The sequence below is a fragment of the Gluconobacter sp. DsW_056 genome (assembly GCF_002153595.1).
Classification (GTDB): Bacteria; Pseudomonadota; Alphaproteobacteria; order Acetobacterales; family Acetobacteraceae; genus Gluconobacter; species Gluconobacter albidus.
In genome coordinates, this window is the sequence record NZ_JOPF01000003.1 from 116,187 (window position 1) to 135,562 (window position 19,376).

The 19,376-nt window shown below is 61.3% G+C and carries 13 protein-coding genes and 1 other RNA gene; 11 read left to right on the forward strand and 3 right to left on the reverse strand.

Annotated features, from left to right (window positions below; all coding sequences use genetic code 11):
* Nucleotides 1–25: 25 nt before the first annotated feature.
* From ffs to HK22_RS02540, 5 genes are all read left to right on the forward strand, one after another.
* Nucleotides 26–122: signal recognition particle sRNA small type (gene ffs, locus HK22_RS02520), an RNA gene on the forward strand.
* 88 nt (nucleotides 123–210) lie between these two features.
* Nucleotides 211–2,166 carry a DNA polymerase III subunit gamma/tau gene (locus HK22_RS02525; protein ID WP_086648224.1) on the forward strand — a complete coding sequence of 652 codons (1,956 nt, stop codon included), beginning with the start codon at nucleotides 211–213 and terminating at the stop codon, nucleotides 2,164–2,166.
* 12 nt (nucleotides 2,167–2,178) lie between these two features.
* Nucleotides 2,179–2,502 (forward strand): YbaB/EbfC family nucleoid-associated protein, encoded by a 324-nt coding sequence (locus HK22_RS02530; protein WP_062031793.1) that lies wholly within the window; start codon nucleotides 2,179–2,181, stop codon nucleotides 2,500–2,502.
* A 25-nt stretch (nucleotides 2,503–2,527) separates the two neighbouring features.
* Nucleotides 2,528–3,124: a recombination mediator RecR gene (recR, locus tag HK22_RS02535; protein ID WP_086648225.1), complete on the forward strand. Its 597-nt coding sequence runs from the start codon at nucleotides 2,528–2,530 to the stop codon at nucleotides 3,122–3,124.
* Nucleotides 3,125–3,126: 2 nt separating this feature from the next.
* Entirely contained in the window at nucleotides 3,127–3,882 is a 756-nt protein-coding gene (locus HK22_RS02540) for an SDR family oxidoreductase (RefSeq protein WP_369827194.1), read from the forward strand.
* Nucleotides 3,883–3,885: 3 nt separating this feature from the next.
* Here HK22_RS02540 and HK22_RS02545 read toward each other — a convergent pair whose 3' ends face one another.
* A complete protein-coding gene (locus HK22_RS02545) occupies nucleotides 3,886–4,452 on the reverse strand; it encodes a hypothetical protein (RefSeq protein ID WP_233142338.1) in 567 nt (188 codons plus the stop codon).
* Nucleotides 4,433–4,759 carry a TIGR02300 family protein gene (locus HK22_RS02550; RefSeq protein ID WP_062031788.1) on the reverse strand — a complete coding sequence of 109 codons (327 nt, stop codon included), beginning with the start codon at nucleotides 4,757–4,759 and terminating at the stop codon, nucleotides 4,433–4,435. The genes HK22_RS02545 and HK22_RS02550 overlap by 20 nt, the downstream gene beginning before the upstream one ends.
* A 134-nt stretch (nucleotides 4,760–4,893) precedes the next feature.
* On the opposite strand from HK22_RS02550, the gene aroA reads away from it, so the two are divergent.
* From aroA to HK22_RS02580, 6 genes are all read left to right on the forward strand, one after another.
* Entirely contained in the window at nucleotides 4,894–6,249 is a 1,356-nt protein-coding gene (gene aroA / locus HK22_RS02555; protein WP_369827195.1) for a 3-phosphoshikimate 1-carboxyvinyltransferase, read from the forward strand.
* Nucleotides 6,246–6,887, forward strand: coding sequence for a (d)CMP kinase (cmk, locus tag HK22_RS02560; protein WP_062109231.1), 642 nt, complete (start codon nucleotides 6,246–6,248; stop codon nucleotides 6,885–6,887). The genes aroA and cmk overlap by 4 nt, the downstream gene beginning before the upstream one ends.
* Nucleotides 6,888–7,143: 256 nt before the next feature.
* A complete protein-coding gene (gene rpsA, locus HK22_RS02565; RefSeq protein WP_062031864.1) occupies nucleotides 7,144–8,856 on the forward strand; it encodes a 30S ribosomal protein S1 in 1,713 nt (570 codons plus the stop codon).
* A gap of 243 nt (nucleotides 8,857–9,099) precedes the next feature.
* The gene (locus tag HK22_RS02570; protein ID WP_086648226.1) at nucleotides 9,100–12,447 is read left to right on the forward strand and encodes a glycosyltransferase; all 3,348 of its coding nucleotides are present in this window, start codon (nucleotides 9,100–9,102) and stop codon (nucleotides 12,445–12,447) included.
* A 23-nt stretch (nucleotides 12,448–12,470) separates the two neighbouring features.
* Entirely contained in the window at nucleotides 12,471–15,464 is a 2,994-nt protein-coding gene (locus HK22_RS02575; RefSeq protein WP_086648227.1) for a glycosyltransferase, read from the forward strand.
* 117 nt (nucleotides 15,465–15,581) lie between these two features.
* Nucleotides 15,582–16,550, forward strand: coding sequence for a glycosyltransferase (locus HK22_RS02580; protein WP_062109393.1), 969 nt, complete (start codon nucleotides 15,582–15,584; stop codon nucleotides 16,548–16,550).
* Nucleotides 16,551–16,624: 74 nt separating this feature from the next.
* Here HK22_RS02580 and HK22_RS02585 read toward each other — a convergent pair whose 3' ends face one another.
* The gene (locus HK22_RS02585) at nucleotides 16,625–19,339 is read right to left on the reverse strand and encodes a pitrilysin family protein (RefSeq protein WP_086648228.1); all 2,715 of its coding nucleotides are present in this window, start codon (nucleotides 19,337–19,339) and stop codon (nucleotides 16,625–16,627) included.
* Nucleotides 19,340–19,376: the final 37 nt, after the last annotated feature.

A 19,376-nucleotide genomic window follows, 5' to 3' on the forward strand; every position in this document is an offset into this window, starting at 1 on the left:
CTCTCTCCGTGTTAGGAGAGCGCCGGGAGGTCGGCTTTGGACGGATACCTTGCCAACCCGGTCAGGTCCGGAAGGAAGCAGCCGCAGTGAGTTTTATCCGGGTTGAATGTCCGGCCTCCTACCTCACACAGTCACTGGACGCTCTTTCCCGCAGCGTCCCCGACCGTTTTCTGACGGTCCCATCCTCAGTGCTGAGGGTTCAACACTTCCATGACTGATGACCACGACGATCTCCCCCTGCCGCCCGAAAATGGCGGCGGCTTCTTCGGAGACGCACCAGAGCCGGAAATGTCTGTGCCCCTGACCGCCGAGGCCACGCCCTATCGCGTTCTGGCCCGCAAGTACCGGCCCCAGACCTTTGATGATCTGATCGGGCAGGATTCGCTCGTCCGCATCCTGCGCCGCGCATTTGAGCTCAAGCGTGTGGCGCACGCTTTCATGCTGACCGGCGTGCGCGGCGTCGGCAAGACGACGACCGCCCGTATCATTGCCCGTGCCCTGAACTGCATCGGCCCGGATGGCAACGGTGGCCCGACCGCTGATCCCTGCGGCGTCTGCCCCAACTGCACCGCTATTCTGGCGGACCGTCATCCCGACGTGCTGGAAATGGATGCCGCCTCCCGCACGGGCGTAGACGATGTGCGCGAAATCATTGAAGCCACACGTTTTCGTCCGATGCAGGCCCGCATGAAGGTCTTCATCATCGATGAAGTCCACATGCTGTCGCGCAACGCCTTCAATGCGTTGCTCAAGACGCTTGAAGAGCCGCCGCCGCAGGTCACGTTCATTTTCGCCACGACTGAGCTGCGCAAGGTTCCGGTCACGGTCCTGTCCCGCTGCCAGCGTTTTGATCTGCGTCGCGTTCCGCAGTCTCTTCTGGCCGGGCATTTCCACAATATCGCGCTGAAGGAGGGGGCGACCCTTTCAGAAGACGCGCTGGCCCTGATCGCCCGTGCGGCAGATGGTTCCGTGCGTGACGGGCTCTCGCTACTCGATCAGGCCATCGCGCAGGGCGCCAGTGATGCGGATGCCGTGGCCGACATGCTTGGTCTGGCGGATCGCGGTCTGGTTTTCGATCTGCTGGACGCGCTCATGGCTGGAAAGCCTGCCGAGGCGCTGGACCTGACCGATCAGGCCTATGCCCGGGGTGCTGATCTGGGCGTGCTGCTGGCGGATCTGCTGGATCTGCTGCATCTGATTTCGCGTCTCAAGGCCATTCCGTCCCTGCGGGAAGGTCGGGATTTGCCGGAAGCCGAGCGCACACGCGGCGGGGCGCTGGCTGACCGTTTGTCCAATGCCGTTCTGGGCCGCGCATGGCAGATCCTGCTGAAAGGCGTGCAGGAAGTCGAGACTGCTCCGGATCGCCGTCAGGCGGCGGAGATGGTGCTGATCCGTCTGTGTTATGCCAGTCTGCTGCCCACGCCGGACCGGCTGATCCGCCAGTTGACCGAAGGCGGCCAGGACCTGTCTCTGCCAGCTGTGTCTCTCACGCCGACAGGTGGGGCGTCTTCAGCCGCACCGTCAGCTGCCGTCAGCGGTATCGCCTCGGCCACTGTCAGCGATGGCGTCGGTGGTCCCGCGCCTCGGGCGCATGTCCGGCTGGTGGCGAATGGTGGAACGATTCTCGAGCCTGGTATTGGTTATGCTGAAGCGGCTCCGGAGCCTGAACCCGAACCTGAACTTCCGCCGCCGCCCCGGACATGGCGCGAGATGGTGGCGATGGTGGCGCGGGAACGCGAGCCCGTTCTGCACGGGCTGCTCCGCAATGCTGTTCATCTCGTGCGTTTCTCGGCCCCCGATGTCCAGATCCGTGCTGAAGAGCCGCAGGCCCGTATCGAACGCCAGCTCCAGAAACTGCTGGATCGTGTCTATCCCGGTCAGTGGCGCGTCAGTGCTTCGACCGCTCCGGGCGAGCCCACGCTGGATGAGCAGGGCGCCGAGGTTGTGGCCATCAATCAGGCTTCGGTGGAGGAACATCCGCTGGTGCAGGCCATTCTGAAAGCCTTTCCCGGCGCAAAGATCGGGGAAGTTCAGGATCACTCCCTTGATGAATACGGTCTGCCACCCGAAATCACCGTGCCGCTGACCGATGATGTGCCGCCCGATCTGGAATTTGCACCTCTGGATGCCGATTCCCTTGATGAAGACGATCTGAACCTGAACTGAAGGACGATAGTGATGAAAAACCTTGCCGGACTGATGAAGCAGGCCAGCCAGATGCAAGCCAAGATGGAAGCCGCGCAGAGCAATCTGGCGTCTCTTGTCGTTGATGGTTCCGCCGGTGCCGGACTGGTGACGGTCAAGCTGACGGGGAAGGGCGAAATGCGCGATCTGAAAATTGATCCGCAGCTGGCCGATCCGACCGATATCGAAACGCTTCAGGACCTGATCGTTGCGGCCTATACGGACGCCAAGGCCAAGGCCGAGGCTGCCAGCTCCGAAGCCATGCGCGACGTGACGGGTGGTCTTGATCTTCCGGCAGGCCTGAAACTGCCGTTCTGATCCGGCTGACGGGGATTTTACGCCCATGATGGGCCACGGCGATATCGATCAGCTGATCACCATGCTTGCGCGTCTGCCGGGACTGGGGCCACGCTCCGCCCGCCGGGCCGCCCTGGCGCTTCTGCGTCAGCCGGAAAGCCGGATGCTGCCGCTTGCCCATCTGATGGAGCGCGCGGCCACGAGCGTAAAGACCTGCACCCGGTGCGGCAATCTCGATACGGTCGATCCGTGCCAGATCTGCACGGACATGGCGCGGGATCAGGGGCTGATCTGCGTGGTCGAGACCGTGGGCGATCTCTGGGCGCTGGAGCGCGCGGGCGTGCATCGCGGGGTCTATCAGGTTCTGGGTGGGACCCTGTCCGCGCTGGCGGGGCTGGGGCCGGATGATCTGAACGTTCGCCCGCTGTTTGAGCGGATCGAGGCTGGTGGGGTGCGGGAAGTCATTCTCGCCCTGAGTGCCACCGTTGAGGGGGCGACAACCGCGCACTGGCTTCAGGAACGGCTGCTCTCTACGGGCGTGAGCGTCACGCGTGTGGGGCATGGTGTGCCAATGGGCGGCGCGCTGGACGTGCTGGATGACGGGACGCTCGCCGCCGCGCTGACGGCCCGGCGGTCTCTCTGAACATGATGCCGTTTCAGATTTCTGCGCGTGTTCCCCGTGTGGCTCTGGTGACGGGAAGCGCGCGCCGTATTGGCGCAGCGCTTGTGGAAATGCTGGCCGGGGAGGGATTTGCGGTCGCCATCCATTGTCGCGACAGCACCCGTGAAGCCGAAGATTTGCTGGAGCAGATCGGGGGCAAAGGCTGCGTTCTGAAGGCCGATCTGCACTGCGAAGACGAGGTCGAGGCGTTGCTGCCGCGGGTGCAGGCCGCTCTTGGTCCGGTTGGCGTCCTTGTTAACAATGCCTCCGCTTTCATCCGCGACGAGATGGGCAACGTTACCCGCGAGAGTTGGGATCTGCATCTTGAAACCAATCTTCGCGCGCCATTCGTCCTGTCGCAGGCCATGGCGCAGGCGCTTCCTGAGGGTGCCGAGGGTCTGATTCTGAACATGCTGGACCAGCGTGTATGGAACCTGACGCCGCATTTCGTCAGCTACACCCTGTCCCGCACGGGATTATGGACCCTGACGCAGACCATGGCACTGGCGCTCGCACCGCGGGTCCGGGTGAACGCCATCGGTCCCGGCCCGGTCCTTCCGGCGGTGCGGCAGACGCAGGAGCATTTCGACAGTATGTGCGCTCGCACACCGTTGCAGCATGGCTCTTCTCCGCAAGAAATCGCTCAGGCCGCACTTGCGCTGTTCGCGCTTCCTTCCGTGACGGGGCAGATGTTGGCGTTGGATGGCGGGCAGCATCTGAACTGGTCTCCGGCGTCCTGACGCTCAGGGGCGGAGGGCTGCGGGGAGATAGTCTTCCACCACGAGGGAAATGGGGGCGTCATCCGTGCCCCGGCGTAGGAGCGCCCGGTTCTCCAGAACGATTCCGGAGGCTTCCCCGGGGAAACGGGTTTCCAGTCTTTCCCGTCTGAACGCTGTCTGCTGCACGACGCGTCCGAACGGTGTGTCGGTCTGTTCAAGCAGTGTGTTCATGGCCGGGGAAAGCCGCTCCGGCACATACCAGTTCCAGGCATCCGACAGTACGGTCTCGCCACACAGCAGCCGGACATGCCGCGTGTTGACCTGATGGGTCTCGCTCACCTGCAGCAGGGCCAGAATATCTTCCGTCACGGGACGGTCCACGCTCAGGCGCAGCACGCGGATCGGAGACGGGCAGCGGGCCTGAAGCACCGCCGTTGCGCTGGGCTGGCTGTCGAGCCGGGCCCTGAATGCGCGAACGGCTGCGCTGTCCGGGGCGAAGATGCCTTCCGGATCAGAGCAGCCGCTCATCAGTGCCGCCAGAAAAGCGGCGCAGAGGATTTTGGCGACAACCTCAGTTGTCGTCGCGATCATCCTTGTCATTCGGGACTTCGATGTCGTTGCTGAGATCGTCGTCATCGTCCAGATCGTCGTCCGGGGCGATCACATCGTCATCGTCCTCGTCATCGGCGACTTCCAGATCCACGTCGTCCTCATGCTCGTTGGCCTGGGGCTTCGGATCTTTTTCTTCCGGCAGCGGAACTTCGCTGCGCTTCAGACGGGAATCGTCCGGCTGGGTCGTGCCGCATTTCGGGCACACCGCGGGGACGCGGTTCAGGTCATAGAAGCGGGCGTTGCACTCAACGCATGTCCGTTTCAGACCGAGTTCGGGTTTTGCCATTGTGCGGGAACCTGCTGATGCCTCGAATAAGGAACGCGGCCATGCCAGCTTGTGCGCTCCCTGTCAAATCCCATCGTATGATTCCTGACAGTTTTCAGGCGCATGACTGCACCCTCATGAGGTGATTGACAGGCATGGGGCACCCCAGCAAGAACATCACCATGCAAGTCTCGCGCCCCCTGACCGTCTCCGCGTCCCCCAAGGGACTTTCCGGCCGCACCCGTGTTCCGGGTGACAAATCCATCAGCCACCGCTCGCTGATGCTCGCCGCCCTCGCATCCGGCCGCACCCGTGTGACCGGTCTGCTCGAAGGTGAGGATGTGCTGCGGACGGCGGATGCCATGCGCGCGCTTGGCGCGACCATCACGCGCGAGGGCGCGGAGTGGACCATTGACGGTCGTGGCGTGGGCGCCCTGAGCGAGCCTGCGGACGTGCTGGATATGGGCAATTCCGGCACGGCGGCCCGCCTGCTGTCGGGGATTCTGTCTTCCCATGCATTCAACAGCGTCATGACCGGCGATGCCTCGTTGCGGTCCCGGCCCATGCGCCGCGTGACTGCGCCTCTGGCGGCCAATGGCGCCGATTTTCTGACGCGTGAAGGCGGTCGTCTGCCGATGGCCGTTCGCGGGACGGGAGATGCGAAGCCGATCGAATACCGCCTTCCGGTCGCGTCCGCTCAGGTAAAGTCTGCCATTCTGCTGGCGGGTCTGAATGCTCATGGCACCACGATCGTGGAAGAGCCCGTCGCCACGCGCGATCATACGGAAAACATGCTCCGGCATTTCGGGGTCGAAGTGGATGTTGCGCGGCTCGATGCGGGTGGACGCCGAATCGCTCTGACGGGGCCGGTCGTCATGACCGCTCGGGACGTCACGGTTCCAGGGGATCCGTCTTCCGCGGCTTTCCCGATCGTCGCGGCCCTGCTGGTGCCGGGTTCGGATATCTGGATCGAGGGCGTGGGTCTCAACCCGCTGCGGACCGGGCTGTTCACGACGCTGATCGAGATGGGAGCATCCCTCTCCATCGAGAACGAGCGCGTGGAAGGTGGAGAGCCGGTTGGCGATCTGCATGTCCGTCACAGCCAGCTCAAAGGCGTGGACGTTCCGCCCGAACGTGCGCCGTCCATGATCGACGAATATCCCGTCCTCGCCGTAGCCTGCGCTTTTGCGGAGGGTCCGTCCCGTCTGCGTGGCCTGGAAGAACTGCGCGTGAAGGAAAGTGACCGTCTGGCGTCCACGGTCGCCCTGCTGAATGTGAACGGTGCCGAAACCGAGGTGATCGGAGACGATCTCATCGTGAAGGGGGCTCATGCGCCTCTCGGTGGCGGCACGGTCCAGACCCATATGGACCATCGCCTTGCCATGAGCGCGGTGGTGCTTGGTCTTGCGGCTGCAAAGCCCGTGAATGTGGATGACACGGCTTTCATCGAAACCAGCTTTCCCGGCTTCGTGGGCCTGATGAACGCTCTCGGCGCAGGGCTGACGGCGTGACGGCTCGTCCGCTGGTCATTGCTGTTGACGGGCCTGCGGCGGCGGGCAAAGGAACGCTCGCCAAGGCTCTGGCCGCGAAACTGGGGCTGCCCTATCTCGACACCGGGTTGCTGTATCGTGCCGTTGCGCGCCGGATGGTGAATGCCGGGCTGGACCCGGCTGACGATGCTTCCGCTGAAGCGCAGGCTCTGCAACAGGGTGATCTGGCCCGGACGGACCTGCGTGTTCCCGAGATTGATCGTGGGGCTTCTCTCGTTGCGGCACAGCCCGCAGTTCGCGCAGCCCTCCTGGCTCGTCAGAGGGTTTTTGCGTCCGAAACCGGTGCGGTTGTGGACGGGCGCGATATCGGGACTGTTGTTTTCCCGGATGCGGACGTGAAGTTCTTCATCACGGCTTCTGCGCGCACCCGCGCCCTGCGCCGCCACCGTCAGGTTGCAGGCGAGACTCCGCTGGAAGGGGCTTCACTTGACGCGGCCGTATCCGAAATCGTGGCGCGGGACGCGCGCGATTCATCGCGTGAAACGGCTCCGCTGGTTCAGGCTGCGGATGCCGTTCTGATCGAGACGGACGGGCTTTCTGCCGCAGAGGTTCTTGATAAGGCCTGCGAAATCGTGGCCCTGCGTCACACGCGACACTGAACCGACGCGACGGTGGCCGGAAAACGGCTTTTTTTATTGACACCGCGCCCCCGCAGGGTGTTGGTGCACCGTATCACCCGCCCCGAAGGGGAGGGGGGATGGTCTGTTCCGCGTCTGGCGGGCAGGTCCAACAGCCAACAAACCCGATCTGACCGTTCATCGGCAGCGGGGAGACGTCCGGTCCATTGCTGGATCTGGCGCAGACGTGGACATCCGCTCCGCCAGTGGAACGGGCGTCCGGGAATATCGTATTTACATGGCTTCAGCCACTCAGACCCACACGACAGAGCGCGCTCACGAAGATTTCGCAGCTCTTCTCGACGAGACCCTTGGCCGCGACACGGGCTTTGACGGCTCCGTCGTCACCGGTCGCGTTGTCCGCCTGACCGACGAATTCGCCATCGTCGATGTCGGCCTCAAGAGCGAAGGCCGCGTCTCCCTCAAGGAATTCGGTCCGGCTGGCGTTGCCCCGGACGTAAAGCCGGGCGACGTTGTCGAGCTTTATGTCGAGCGTTACGAAGACCGTGACGGCTCCATCGTCCTGTCGCGCGAGAAGGCTCGCCGCGAAGAGGCATGGACCGCTCTGGAGCGTGCATTCGGCAACAACCAGCGCGTCAACGGCACGATCTATGGTCGCGTCAAGGGCGGCTTCACGGTTGATCTCGGCGGCGCCATGGCGTTCCTTCCGGGCAGCCAGGTTGATATCCGTCCGGTTCGTGACGTCGGACCCCTGATGGGTCATCCGCAGCCGTTCCAGATCCTGAAGATGGACCGCGCCCGTGGCAACATCGTTGTCTCGCGTCGTGCCGTTCTCGAAGAGACCCGTGCGGAACAGCGCTCCGAGCTGATCCAGGGCCTGAAGGAAGGCATGATCCTCGACGGCGTCGTCAAGAACATCACCGACTACGGTGCGTTCGTTGACCTCGGTGGCGTCGATGGCCTCCTGCATGTCACGGACATCGCATGGAAGCGCATCAACCACCCGTCTGAAGCTCTGCAGATCGGTCAGCCGGTTCGCGTGCAGGTCATCCGCTTCAACTCCGATACGCAGCGTATCTCCCTGGGCATGAAGCAGCTTGAAGCTGATCCCTGGGAAAACGTCGCCATCAAGTATCCGGCTGGAGCACGCTTCACGGGTCGTGTCACGAACATCACCGACTACGGTGCATTCGTGGAGCTGGAGCCGGGCGTCGAAGGTCTGGTGCACGTTTCCGAAATGTCCTGGACGAAGAAGAACGTCCATCCGGGCAAGATCGTCGCCACTTCGCAGGAAGTCGACGTCATGGTTCTGGATGTGGACAGCTCCAAGCGCCGCATCTCCCTTGGTCTCAAGCAGGTTCAGCGCAACCCTTGGGAACAGTTCGAGGAAGAGCACAAGGTCGGTTCGATCATCGAAGGCGAGATCCGCAACATCACCGAATTCGGTCTGTTCGTTGGTCTTTCCGCAGACATCGACGGCATGGTTCACATGTCCGATCTCTCCTGGGACGAAGCTGGCGAAGCTGCTATGGCCCATTACGAGAAGGGTCAGGTCGTCAAGGCCAAGGTCCTCGATGTGGATCCCGAGAAAGAGCGTATCTCCCTGGGCATCAAGCAGCTTCAGGAAGATCCGGCCGCTGACACCCTGTCCCGCGTCCAGAAGGGTGCTGTCGTGACCTGCGTCGTGACCGCTGTCCAGAGCAACGGGATCGAAGTGAAGGTTGATGACGTCCTGCAGGGCTTCATCCGTCGCGCTGAACTGGCCCGTGACAAGGCCGAGCAGCGTCCGGAGCGTTTCGCAGTCGGTGAGAAGGTTGACGCCAAGGTCGTCTCCGTTGACCGCGCGTCACGCAAGCTGGCCCTGACGATCCGCGGCCGTGAGGTCGAGGAAGACAAGGCAGCCATCAACGAATACGGGTCTTCTGACTCCGGCGCGTCCCTGGGTGACATCCTGGGTGCCGCTATCCGCCGCCGTAACACGGACGCCTGAGCATCTGCTCAGGTTACCGAAAGAGGAAATCCTCTTTCGGTCGGAGAATAAAGGGTCGCTTCGGCGGCCCTTTTTTTATCAAAAATTCATTCTTTTGCGGTGGGCTTTTTCTTGACCGTGCCATCCGCTACACAAGAAGGTGCGTCGAGACAAAAATGTCGTAAACGGGAGGCAGGTCCTGCTGAAATCCGGACGACTGGCCAATATTGAAGATGGGAGTGGGCGTCAGAGCCCAGGAGATTGATGGCGGTCATTTACAATACGAATTATACCCACAATCCCAATTCCTATCTGACATTGGCCGTGCAGCGGGCGGCCCAGGCGCTTTTCGGCAAGGATAATGTCACGGTCGCGGACAACATGAGCCTTGCGGGGATCGCTGCGTCCGGCGAGCATGATGTCCTGATCTGTCTGGACGCCCAGCGCATCAACCTTCCGCTCATCCGTCGGGTCCGCCCGGCCTTCAAGACCATGATCCTCTGGACGTTCGAAGATCCCTTCATGCGGGATTTCAATGTCGAGAACGCCGAACTTTTTGACTTCGTCTTTACGAATGATCCGTCCTGTGCCGAATACTATCATGGTAAGGGACATTACCTTCCGCTGGCTGCCAGCCCGTCGATCCATGAACGGAGCGTGGTTCCTGGGGACGATCTGGAATACGATATCTTCTTCGCGGGCACGATGTGGCCCAATCGTGTTCATACGCTGCGCAAGGTCATTGCGGCGTTCCCCGATGCCCGGCTCAAGCTAGTCTGCCCGACCAATGAGTTCCTGCCGCCGCTGCCTGGCGATCTGGCATCTCTCGCCATCCAGCGTCCCATCAGTCATGAAGCCTTCATTGATTTTGCGAATGTCAGCGCCGTCACCCTGACCATGTTCCGTGATTACGCCAGTCATGGCGAAGTCAGTCAGGCAACGGCACCTGGCCCGCGTTTCTTCGAACTCGCCTTGGCGGGTACGGCGCAGGTGGTCGAAGCCCCGGACAGCATGGATGCCGCCCATTTCGAGACGGTGAACGGCATTGCGCTGGCCCGGGATGCCAATCAGGTCGTGGATGCCATCGCAAAGCTGCTCAAGCAGAAAGATGCGCGTCTTTCTGCGGCACAGGCTGCTCAGAAGTCGGTTCTGTCGCAGCATCTGTATGAGCACCGGCTTGAGAAAATCCAGAGCATTACGGGCGCAGATTTCGGGCGCCGCACCCATGCGATTGCGCCTCTTCACCGGCGCCGGCGCCTGCGCGTGCTGATGTGCACACACTCAACGATTCACGAGCAGGCCTGGGGCGGCGTTGAGGTCTATCAGCAGGGGCTGTGCACGCTGCTGGCGCGGGATGTGGAGTATTTCTACTGGCTGCGTCGTGGAAACTTCTGCCGCCTGACGACGGCTAACGGTCATGAACTGGAGCGTTTTGACGTCCCGGAAGTGGGCTGGCAGGACGCCTTGTGTGATGCGCCGGAAGAAATGGCGTTTTCCAGTGTTCTCAGCCAGTACAACATTGATCTCGTCCATTTCCAGCATCTGGGCCATCACGCCCTGTCGCTGCCAATCATTGCCAAGGCAAACGGGACGGGTGTGATCTTTTCCGCCCATGATTTCTGGCTGCTCTCCGCACGGTATAACCTGCTCAACCATGAGTTGCGGTATGTCGAAGCCGAGGTTCGTTCCGTTCTCGCTGCCGACATTACCCTTAAGGCATCAGAGAATGTGGAACATGGTGGAGAGCAGACCCGCCGTGCTTTCGTGGCGAAGATGCTGCACTCGATTGATGCCATCCTGTTCGGGACGGTTCATTCGCGGAACCTGACGCACGAGATCTATCCGGTTCTCGACAGCAAGCGCAGCCTCGTGAAGGGGATTCCGAGCCCGGACAATACGGTTCCCGTTCTGAGAAAAGCGTATCAGCCTCTCGGGGAGCGCCCGCTGGGCGTGGCGATCGTCGGAAACTTCCTGCGGACCAAAGGCGCAGACACGATCCTCAGCCTGATCGATATCGCCCATCCGGATCATTTCGTTTTCCATATTTTCGGATATCTGAGCCCGGAATACGAGGCGGTTCTGACGGCTGTTCCGCGTGCGAACGTCAAGGTTTATGGCCGTTACGAGATGGGAGACATCGACGCGCTGAAAGTCGCGGATGTCGCGCTGAATCTCTCGATCTGGCCCGAGACATACTGCATCTCGCTTTCTGAAGCCTGGCAGAACGGACTCATTCCCATCGTGACGGATGTGGGGGCTCTGGGAGACCGCGTCGAAGACGGCGTCAACGGTTTCAAGGTTCCCATCAGCCGTCCGAGCATGGTGCTCGAACGGCTGGAACTCCTGCGTTCTTCCGAGCCGCTGCGCCACCAGATCATGCAGAACATTACGCCCGCGCTCTGGACGCATGCACGGGACTATGCCGACGATCTTCTGGCGTTGTATCACGAGACGGCGCCCCGGCGTGAAATGGGCGTCTCGGAACTGCGTCTGGATGCCGGACAGGTTCATCTGCTGCCTCACGCCTCCTGGCGTCATCAGGCCCCGCCGCGCCATATTTTCGATCCTCCGACCGCCCGTGACCTGTCTGTGGAACTTCCGGTCACGATTTCGGACTGGTTCTCGGTCCAGGGGGCGGAATGCTATATTGACGATATCTGCCACTACGTCTTTTCCGATTTGGATGAAGCGGTTTTCCAAGGGGCTTCCGAGTTCCATATCCGGGGATGGATGATCCTTCCCGGCGTGAGTTCTGCCGGGCAGATGTTCACGGTTCTGGTGGGCGAAGATCCCGACAGCCCGATGATCTTTCTGGAATGCCAGCGCGAAATCAGAAGCGATATTGCAGAGCTTTTCGCCGACGCGCCCCGTCGCGCTGGTTTCTCGGGCAAAGTTGCCCTGCGCGGCAAGTGGTGTGAGGGGCGTTTCCGGATCGGTCTGATCAATGTGGTCAATGGGCAGGGCGCTTTCCAGCTGACCCCGATCCAGATCGAGGTCGAGGGAGGCCAGATCCGGAGTATCGTCCGCAGCGCGCCGTCCAACGATCTTGTCCTGTCCGACTTCCGTCGCGTTTCCCACAGCGACGGTCTGATGCGGAACGTCAAGCTGTCAGGTGTCGGCAAACAGCCGATGCATCCATATACGGCGGGTGCCCTGGAGTATTTCATTGACGAGTTCAGTGGACTGCTCGGTGATCTTCCCCTGCCCTCCGGTCCTGAAACGCCCGTCATGATCCGGGGCTGGATGTTCTTCCGCAATCTGTCCCGGGCCGGACAGGTTTATGGCGGACTGGTATCGGAAAGCGGAGAGGAAATCATCTTCTTTGCGATGGAACGGATGGCCCGTGCCGATGTCGGCAAGGTTTACCGTGATGCACCTCTCTGTGTTGGGTTCAGAGGGGCGTTCATGCCGCGCGAAGGCTATGCGCGTCCGCTTGATGGGGTCTATCGCTTCATCCTCGTCAATGTCGTCGGCGATGTCTACGGATCGAGACTGACGGATATTGCCGTGACGTTTGATGATGGTGCTGTCCTGACGGTCGAACGGACGGATGTGCAGCCTCATGATGTCGAACGTGCTGAACGCCTGCTCGCGGCAAAGATCGTTTCCTGACCTGGAGCGGGAGGCTTGCCCTGATGTCCGAAAATGCTGAAGTGCCGCTGTCAGAGGAGCCCCGTACCCCCCGCTGGTCCCGTTTTGACGCGCAATGGTATCTGCTGCGCTATCCCGAGGTGCGGGACTGGATGCGGGAAGAGGGGCAGGAAGGGCCGTATGCATTCTATCAGCAGACGGGTCAGCGTTACGGACACTCTCCCAATCGGTATTTTGACGAGGTGTGGTATCGCGAGGCCCACAAGGATGTGCGTCAGGGCCTCATCCGCGAAGAGTGGGCGTCGGGTTTTGAGCACTACATCGCCACGGGTTACAAAACCCACGCGCCGCACTGGCTGTTTGACGAACCCGCCTATCGCCGCCGCTATCCGGAGCTGACGCAGCGTTTCCTGACTGAAAACGGATTTCTTAACGGCTACGACCATTTTCTCGAGATTGGCGAAAGTCATTACTACCGCGGGCATCATTTCTTTGATGATGAGCTCTGCCGGGATCTTGCACTGACTTTTCCGGATCATTTCGACAGCCGGATCGGTCTGTTCGGTTCCTGGCTTGGCCTGCCGGCCCATGTTGCCGATGCCGGTCGCGTTTCCTGGTATTTCGATCCGGTCTGGTATCTGACACGCTATCCCGAAGTCCGTCAGGAGATCGCTGCCGGACATTATTCGAGCGCCCTGCATCATTACCTCACGAACGAAACGCCACGGCTTTTCGATCCTCAGGAATTCTTCTCCGAACAGTTCTACGCCACGGCCCATCCCGACATTCTCCCCTCGCTGGAGCATGGTTTTTTCCGTAACGGCTACGATCATTTCGTCCGTTACGGCGCGCAGGAAGGCCGTATTCCGCAGGCGGATGTGGATCTTGCGGCCCATATGTCGCAGACGCAGGTCCGCAACGATGTGCGCAATCGTCTGTATGACAGTGCGTTTGCCCATCTTGTGGCGGGGCGGACGGGTCTGGGCGAGGGACGGATGGCGGCTCTTGCAGCTGTTCCCGCTATTCCCGAAGAACAGTCCCGGATCCTGTTCGAGCGTGAGGCCGAAGCCATTCTGCCATCGCTGGTCCGCCATCCGCTGGATTTCACCGTTCATGGTGTGCCTGAAGTCAGCGTGCTGATGGTGGTTTATGACCGGATCGCCCTGACCGCGCAGGCGCTGGCGTCCCTGCGTGCCAATTATGGCGGGGGGATCCAGCTTATCCTCGTGGATTCCGGATCTCATGACCAGACGCGCCATATCGGCCGGATGGTGCGCGGCGCCACGATCCTGCGTTACCGGCACAATATCGGATATCTTCAGGGCTGTAATCTTGCGCTGGAAAAAGCGGAAGCGCCGCTCGCACTGTATTTGAACAACGATGTCCGCCTCTACCCGGATGCCATTCTTCACGCCTTGAAGCGCCTGCATGGGGAGCCTGGTATCGGGGCTGTGGGTGGCAAGCTGATCCGTACGAACATGCGTCTTCAGGAAGCGGGGTCGATCATCTGGCGGGACGGCGCGACCTACGGATATCTGCGCGAGGATGACCCGAACCTGACGAGTGCCAATTTCGTTCGGGACGTGGATTACTGTTCAGCCGCCTTCCTGATGGTGCGGACTGCGCTGCTGCGCCGTCTTGGCGGATATGATCCACGGTACATGCCCGCCTATTTCGAGGATGCGGATCTGTGTGTGCGGATTCTCAAGGCGGGGATGCGGATCGTTTATGATCCGAGTGTGGTGATCGAACATCTGGAATTCGGAAGTTCCGGTGCGGCGGGCTCCCATGCCCTGATCCGTGGCAATCTCAAGACCTTTGCGCGCCTGCAGCAGGATTTCCTGCGGCATCAGCAGCCTGCCCATATCCGCAATGCCGTGCTTGGTCGCGAACACCGCGTGAGCCAGCGTAGAAAAATCCTTTTTATCGAGGATCGTCTGCCCCTGCGCCGTCTGGGATCGGGCTATGTCCGTTCCAACGACATCATCCGCGAGATGACGGCTCTGGGTTATCAGGTAACGGTTTTCCCTGTGCTTGCGCGGGATCAGACATCCATCGATCTGTTCGGGGATTTCCCCGAAACGGTGGAACTGATTGTTGACCGGAATTTTTCCAGCTTCGCTGATTTCATTCAGGAGCGGGTCGGATATTACGATCTGGTCTGGATTGGCCGGACGCATAATCTGGAACGCCTTCTGCCGCTGCTCAATGAGTCAAGCCGCTACCTCCCCGCTGGCGGCCCGGTTCTGGATACGGAAGTAATCGCCACGCCACGGACGCTGGAGCGCATACGGATTCTGGATCTTCCTGCTCCGGAGATCAGTTTTGACGAGATGCTGCAGCAGGAGTTGGACTGTGCCCGGTTCTGCCAGAAGGTCATTACGGTGACGGCGCATGATGCAGAGCTGGCGCGCCGTGCGGGCTGTGTGAGTGTCTCGGTGCTTGGACATGAACTGAATCCTCAGCCCACCCCTGCTCCTTTCGAGAACCGTCACAACGTCCTTTTCTTTGGCGCGATTCATGATGAGGGTGCGCCCAACCATGACAGTCTTGTCTGGTTCGTGGAGAGTGTCCTGCCCCTGCTGGACAGTGTTCTGCCGCCGGAAGTTCATTTTACGATCGCGGGGTTTGTCGGACCGAATGTGGACATGACGGTCTTTTCGACGAACAGCCGGGTCGAGATCGTGGGGCCGGTCGGAGACCCGAGAGAGCTGTTCGACCGGCACAGGGTCTTTGTCGCGCCGACGCGGTTTGCGGGAGGGATCCCCTTCAAGGTTCATGAAGCGGCGTCCTATGGTCTGCCGCAGGTCGTGACGACACTGCTTCAGGAGCAGGTTGGCTGGGCTGAGGGTAGCGAGGTTCTGGCGGCTCCGGCGGATGATCCGCAGGCGTTCGCGGCGGCTGTAGAGCGGCTTTATCGGGACGGGGAACTGTGGAAGACTCTGCGCAACGGCGCTCTCGCGGCTGTCGAGCGGGACTGTTCTCCGGCCGATTTCCGGCAGGCGCTGTCAGGGATTGTTCAGAGCTGCATGGCATGACGGACCGGATACGACCGGTTTTAGAAGTTTGGGGAGAGCAGGAAGGTTATGGACGCAGTGAATGACGCGGTCGTGGAAGCCGGGGACGCCAGTGTGACGAACAGCGGAACAGCCGGGATGACCGGTCGGGTCCTTGTGTGTAGCGGGGGGCGGTATGAAAGCCAGGCCAACACCCAGATCCGCGAGTCCATCATGGATGGCTGGGCGGACTGTTTCGGTGAGGAGAATGTTACAGCCGTTCACATCTCGGCCGCGGCCAGCTCCATCCGCTTTCTGAAGCCGACAATTGTCTTTGCCATCGGCTCCTACCTTCCTGAAAGCACCTATTTCGGCGAGGTATGCCGTGAGGCAAAAAAGATCGGCGCCGTGACTGTGTTCTGGGCGACCGAAGACCCCTACGAGCAGGATGCGAACTATCGCGTTGCCGATGATTTCGACGTGATTTTCTCCTGTGACCGCTGGGGCCATAATTTCTACCAGCGCGAGCGGGTGTTCCATCTGCCGCTGGCCGCCAGTCCGAAGCTGCATTACGGCGAGATCGAAGAGCATTCGGAAAAGACGATTGACGTCCTGTTCTGTGGTGTGGCGTTCACCAACCGCAAGGATATCGTCCGCAATCTTCTCCCCGCCCTGCGGGATCTGAACATCAAGATCGTCGGGCCGGGCTGGGGTGAACTGGGGATCGGGTTCTCCGATGCCCGGATCGAGAAGTCGCAGCTTGTGGAACTGTACCGTCGCTCCAAGCTGGTCCTGAATCTGGGGCGTTCCCTGAGCTTTGAGAACAAGCGTTTCGTCATTGCGCCTTCCACGCCGGGGCCGCGGACATTCGAGGCCGCGCTGGCCGGGGCGTTTCAGGTATTTCATGAGGACACCCATGAGATCCGGCGGTATTACTCGGCGGATGAAATTCCGGTCTTCTCGAACCGTGTCGATTTCGAACGGCTGGTCGCGACCTATCTCGACAACAATGAACTACGTGTGAAAATGGCCCGCAAGGCGCAGGCGCGGACGCAGGCCGAACACCTGTACCGACACCGTATCGAGTATGCGCTGCGCGTTCTGAAAGACGAGGGCCTGATCGCCTGAACACCGTCAGGACGAGCCTCACAAAAAAGGCCGCGGAAGTCATTCCGCGGCCTTTTTTGTGTTTGAGAGGAGCTTCAGTTCGGCTGAGGTCCCATGACGATCTGGGCGAGATCGGTCGGGCGGACCCATTTGCGGAACGCCGCCTGCACCTGCTGCGGGGTCATGTCATAGATGGCCTGCGCGGCTTTCGCCTGACTGTCGAGCGGCAGGTCCAGCGCGATCAGGGAAAGATAGCTTCCGGCCAGGGCACTGAAGCTCGCGCGGGACATGGGCTGACTGCGCAGGAGGGTGGCCTTGGCGAGGTCGAGGCTTTCCTGCGAGACGGGTGTTGTGCGCATGTCCTCGACATCCTTGACGGCAAGCGCCCGGGCCTTGCTAACCTTGTCGGGATCGGCGCCGAAAGTAATGCCGAAGCTGCTGCGGGTGCGGGAATAGTTGAATCCGCTTCCGGCGCCATAAACATAGCCCGTCTTGACGCGCAGGTCCTGCATCAGGCGCGAAGAGAAGCCGTCTCCAAGGATCGTGTTGCCGACGGCGAGTGCGTGACGGTCAGGATCGGTCACTTTCATGCCGATGGTCTCAACAAGCTTGACCTCGTCCTGTGAACGGCCCGGATCTTCGACTACGGCCTGGGAGGGGCGGCTGAGGGGAATTCCCGGCAGATCGACGACGGGCTTTGGTCCCACGGCCTTCCAGCCGCCAAATGCTTTCTCAACGTCTGCTTTTGCAGCCTCGGGAGTGATGTCGCCGACAATGACGATGGTGGTCAGATCCGGACGATAGGTGTGGGCATAATAGGCCTGAACGTCGGCCAGTGTGAGCTTGCTGATCGTGGCAGGCGTGGCTTCACGCAGGGTCGGATCCTGCGGGGGGACGAGTGCCTTGCGGGTGGCGCGGCCGAAGCGGTAACCGGGTGACTGAAGCTCACCGGCCTGAGCCTGTGCAGCCTGCATCTGCGTGACGCGGAACGCTTTTTCCGGGAATGCCGGGTTCAGTTCGTGATCCGCCAGCAGGGCGAGGCCTTTTTCGAAGTTCGGCGTCAGTGTGCTGAGAGAGAAGGAGGGACCGGCTTCTTCGTCTGCCGAGAGGTCATCAAGCGCGCGGGCGAGGGCCAGACGGTCATGCGTTTTGCTGCCGTAGAGGAACATCTGCTCCGTCACGCCTGCTACGCCGTCCTGACCGGCAGGCTGTTCGAGGTCCGCGTTCTGGCGGATGCTGCCGATCAGTTCAACCGTATGGCTGACATGTTCGGGCTGGACGAGAAGATGCAGCCCGTTGGGCAGCGTATAGACCGTGGGAAGCGGCGCTGCGGCAGGAATGGTCAGTCGGGCAAGGGCCTGCTGGGCCCAGTCCGGGAGAGCAACCTTGCCCGCTGGAGGGGTATTGAATGACTCTGCACCGCCAAAGCCCTTCTGGCCGACGGGCTTGCCCGAAGCGCTGGGCGTCAGGGTCGCGCTGATGGCATGGGCCGGGTCGAGCAGTTTTTTCGCCAGCGCGTCGACCTGTTCTTTCGTGACGCTGCGGAAAGCGGCCAGCATGTCCTGCGGATCGTTCAGATGCTGGATGGCGACGGCCTGCGACCAGCTTTCGGCAAGGCCGGAAATGCTGTTGGCGTTGAACTCAAGCGCTGCGATTTCCTTGCGGCGCGCGGCTTCGATCAGTTCGGCCGGAATACCATGCGCGCGGAAATTCTCCATGATCGCGGCAACGGCTGTCCGCAGTCCGTCGGGATTGGCGCCTTTGGGGAAGCCGGCGTACACGACGCCAAGTCCGGCCTGCGCATCGGGATCATACATGAAGCCCGTATCCAGCGCCTTGCCCTCAGGCACGAGAGCGAACAGAGCGGCGCGCTGGCTGCTGATGGCATCTGCGAGCAGGGTTGTCGCGGCATAGTCGGGATCACGCTGTCCCGGCATCCGCCACGCCATCGTCACAAGGCCAATCGGCAGGTCGGTGTCGAGGGAAATGCTCTGGGCCTTGGCCGGGGTAGGGGAGACGGTGCCACGCTCGGGAAGGGTCGTAGCTGGAATACTGCCAAAAGCGGCCTCGACCTTTTTCAGCGTTTCCTGCGGGTCCACGTCGCCGGTGATGACCAGCACGGCGTTGTTGGGCGTGTACCAGGTCTCATAGAATTTTTTCAGCAGCGGAGCGGTGGTTGCGTCAAAGGACGGACGCGTGCCGAGGGCATCATGTTCGTAGGGGGTGCCTGCATAAAGGGCTGCCCGGATCTGCGACAGATACCGGTAGATCGGGCTGGAGAGATCGCGCGAGACTTCCTGTTCGATCGCGCCTTTTTCATGGGCCCATTCGGCTTCGGTAATGTTCAGGCCACGCATACGCCCGGCCTCAATCCGCAGCAGGACGTCAAGATCGCTGGCGGGGGTCTTGAAATAATACTGCGTGACGTCCGAGGTCGTGTCCGCGTTGTCGTTGTTGCCGAGCTGCGCGCTGATGGTGGAGAGCTGGTCGCGAGAGAGGGTTTGTGAGCCGTTGAACATCATATGCTCGAGCGCATGTGCCGTGCCGGGAAAGCCCTTCGGCGCATTCACGGAGCCCGTCTCGTAATTCAGCATGGTCTGCACGACTGGAGCGAGCGTATCGCGCACTACAATAACCCGCAATCCGTTGGGCAGCGTTGCGCGCGTGACCGTGGCCGGAGCAGCACTCTCCGGAACCGCACTCGCCGTCGGGGCCGGGACCGAGGCGGCGTGAGCTCCCGTCAGAACCGGAGGGACGAGCATGGTGGCTGCCAGCAGGGACAGGCGGGAGAGACGGGAGAGTGCGGACATGGATTCAGAACTTTCCTGAGGAGAAACGTATCTTCAC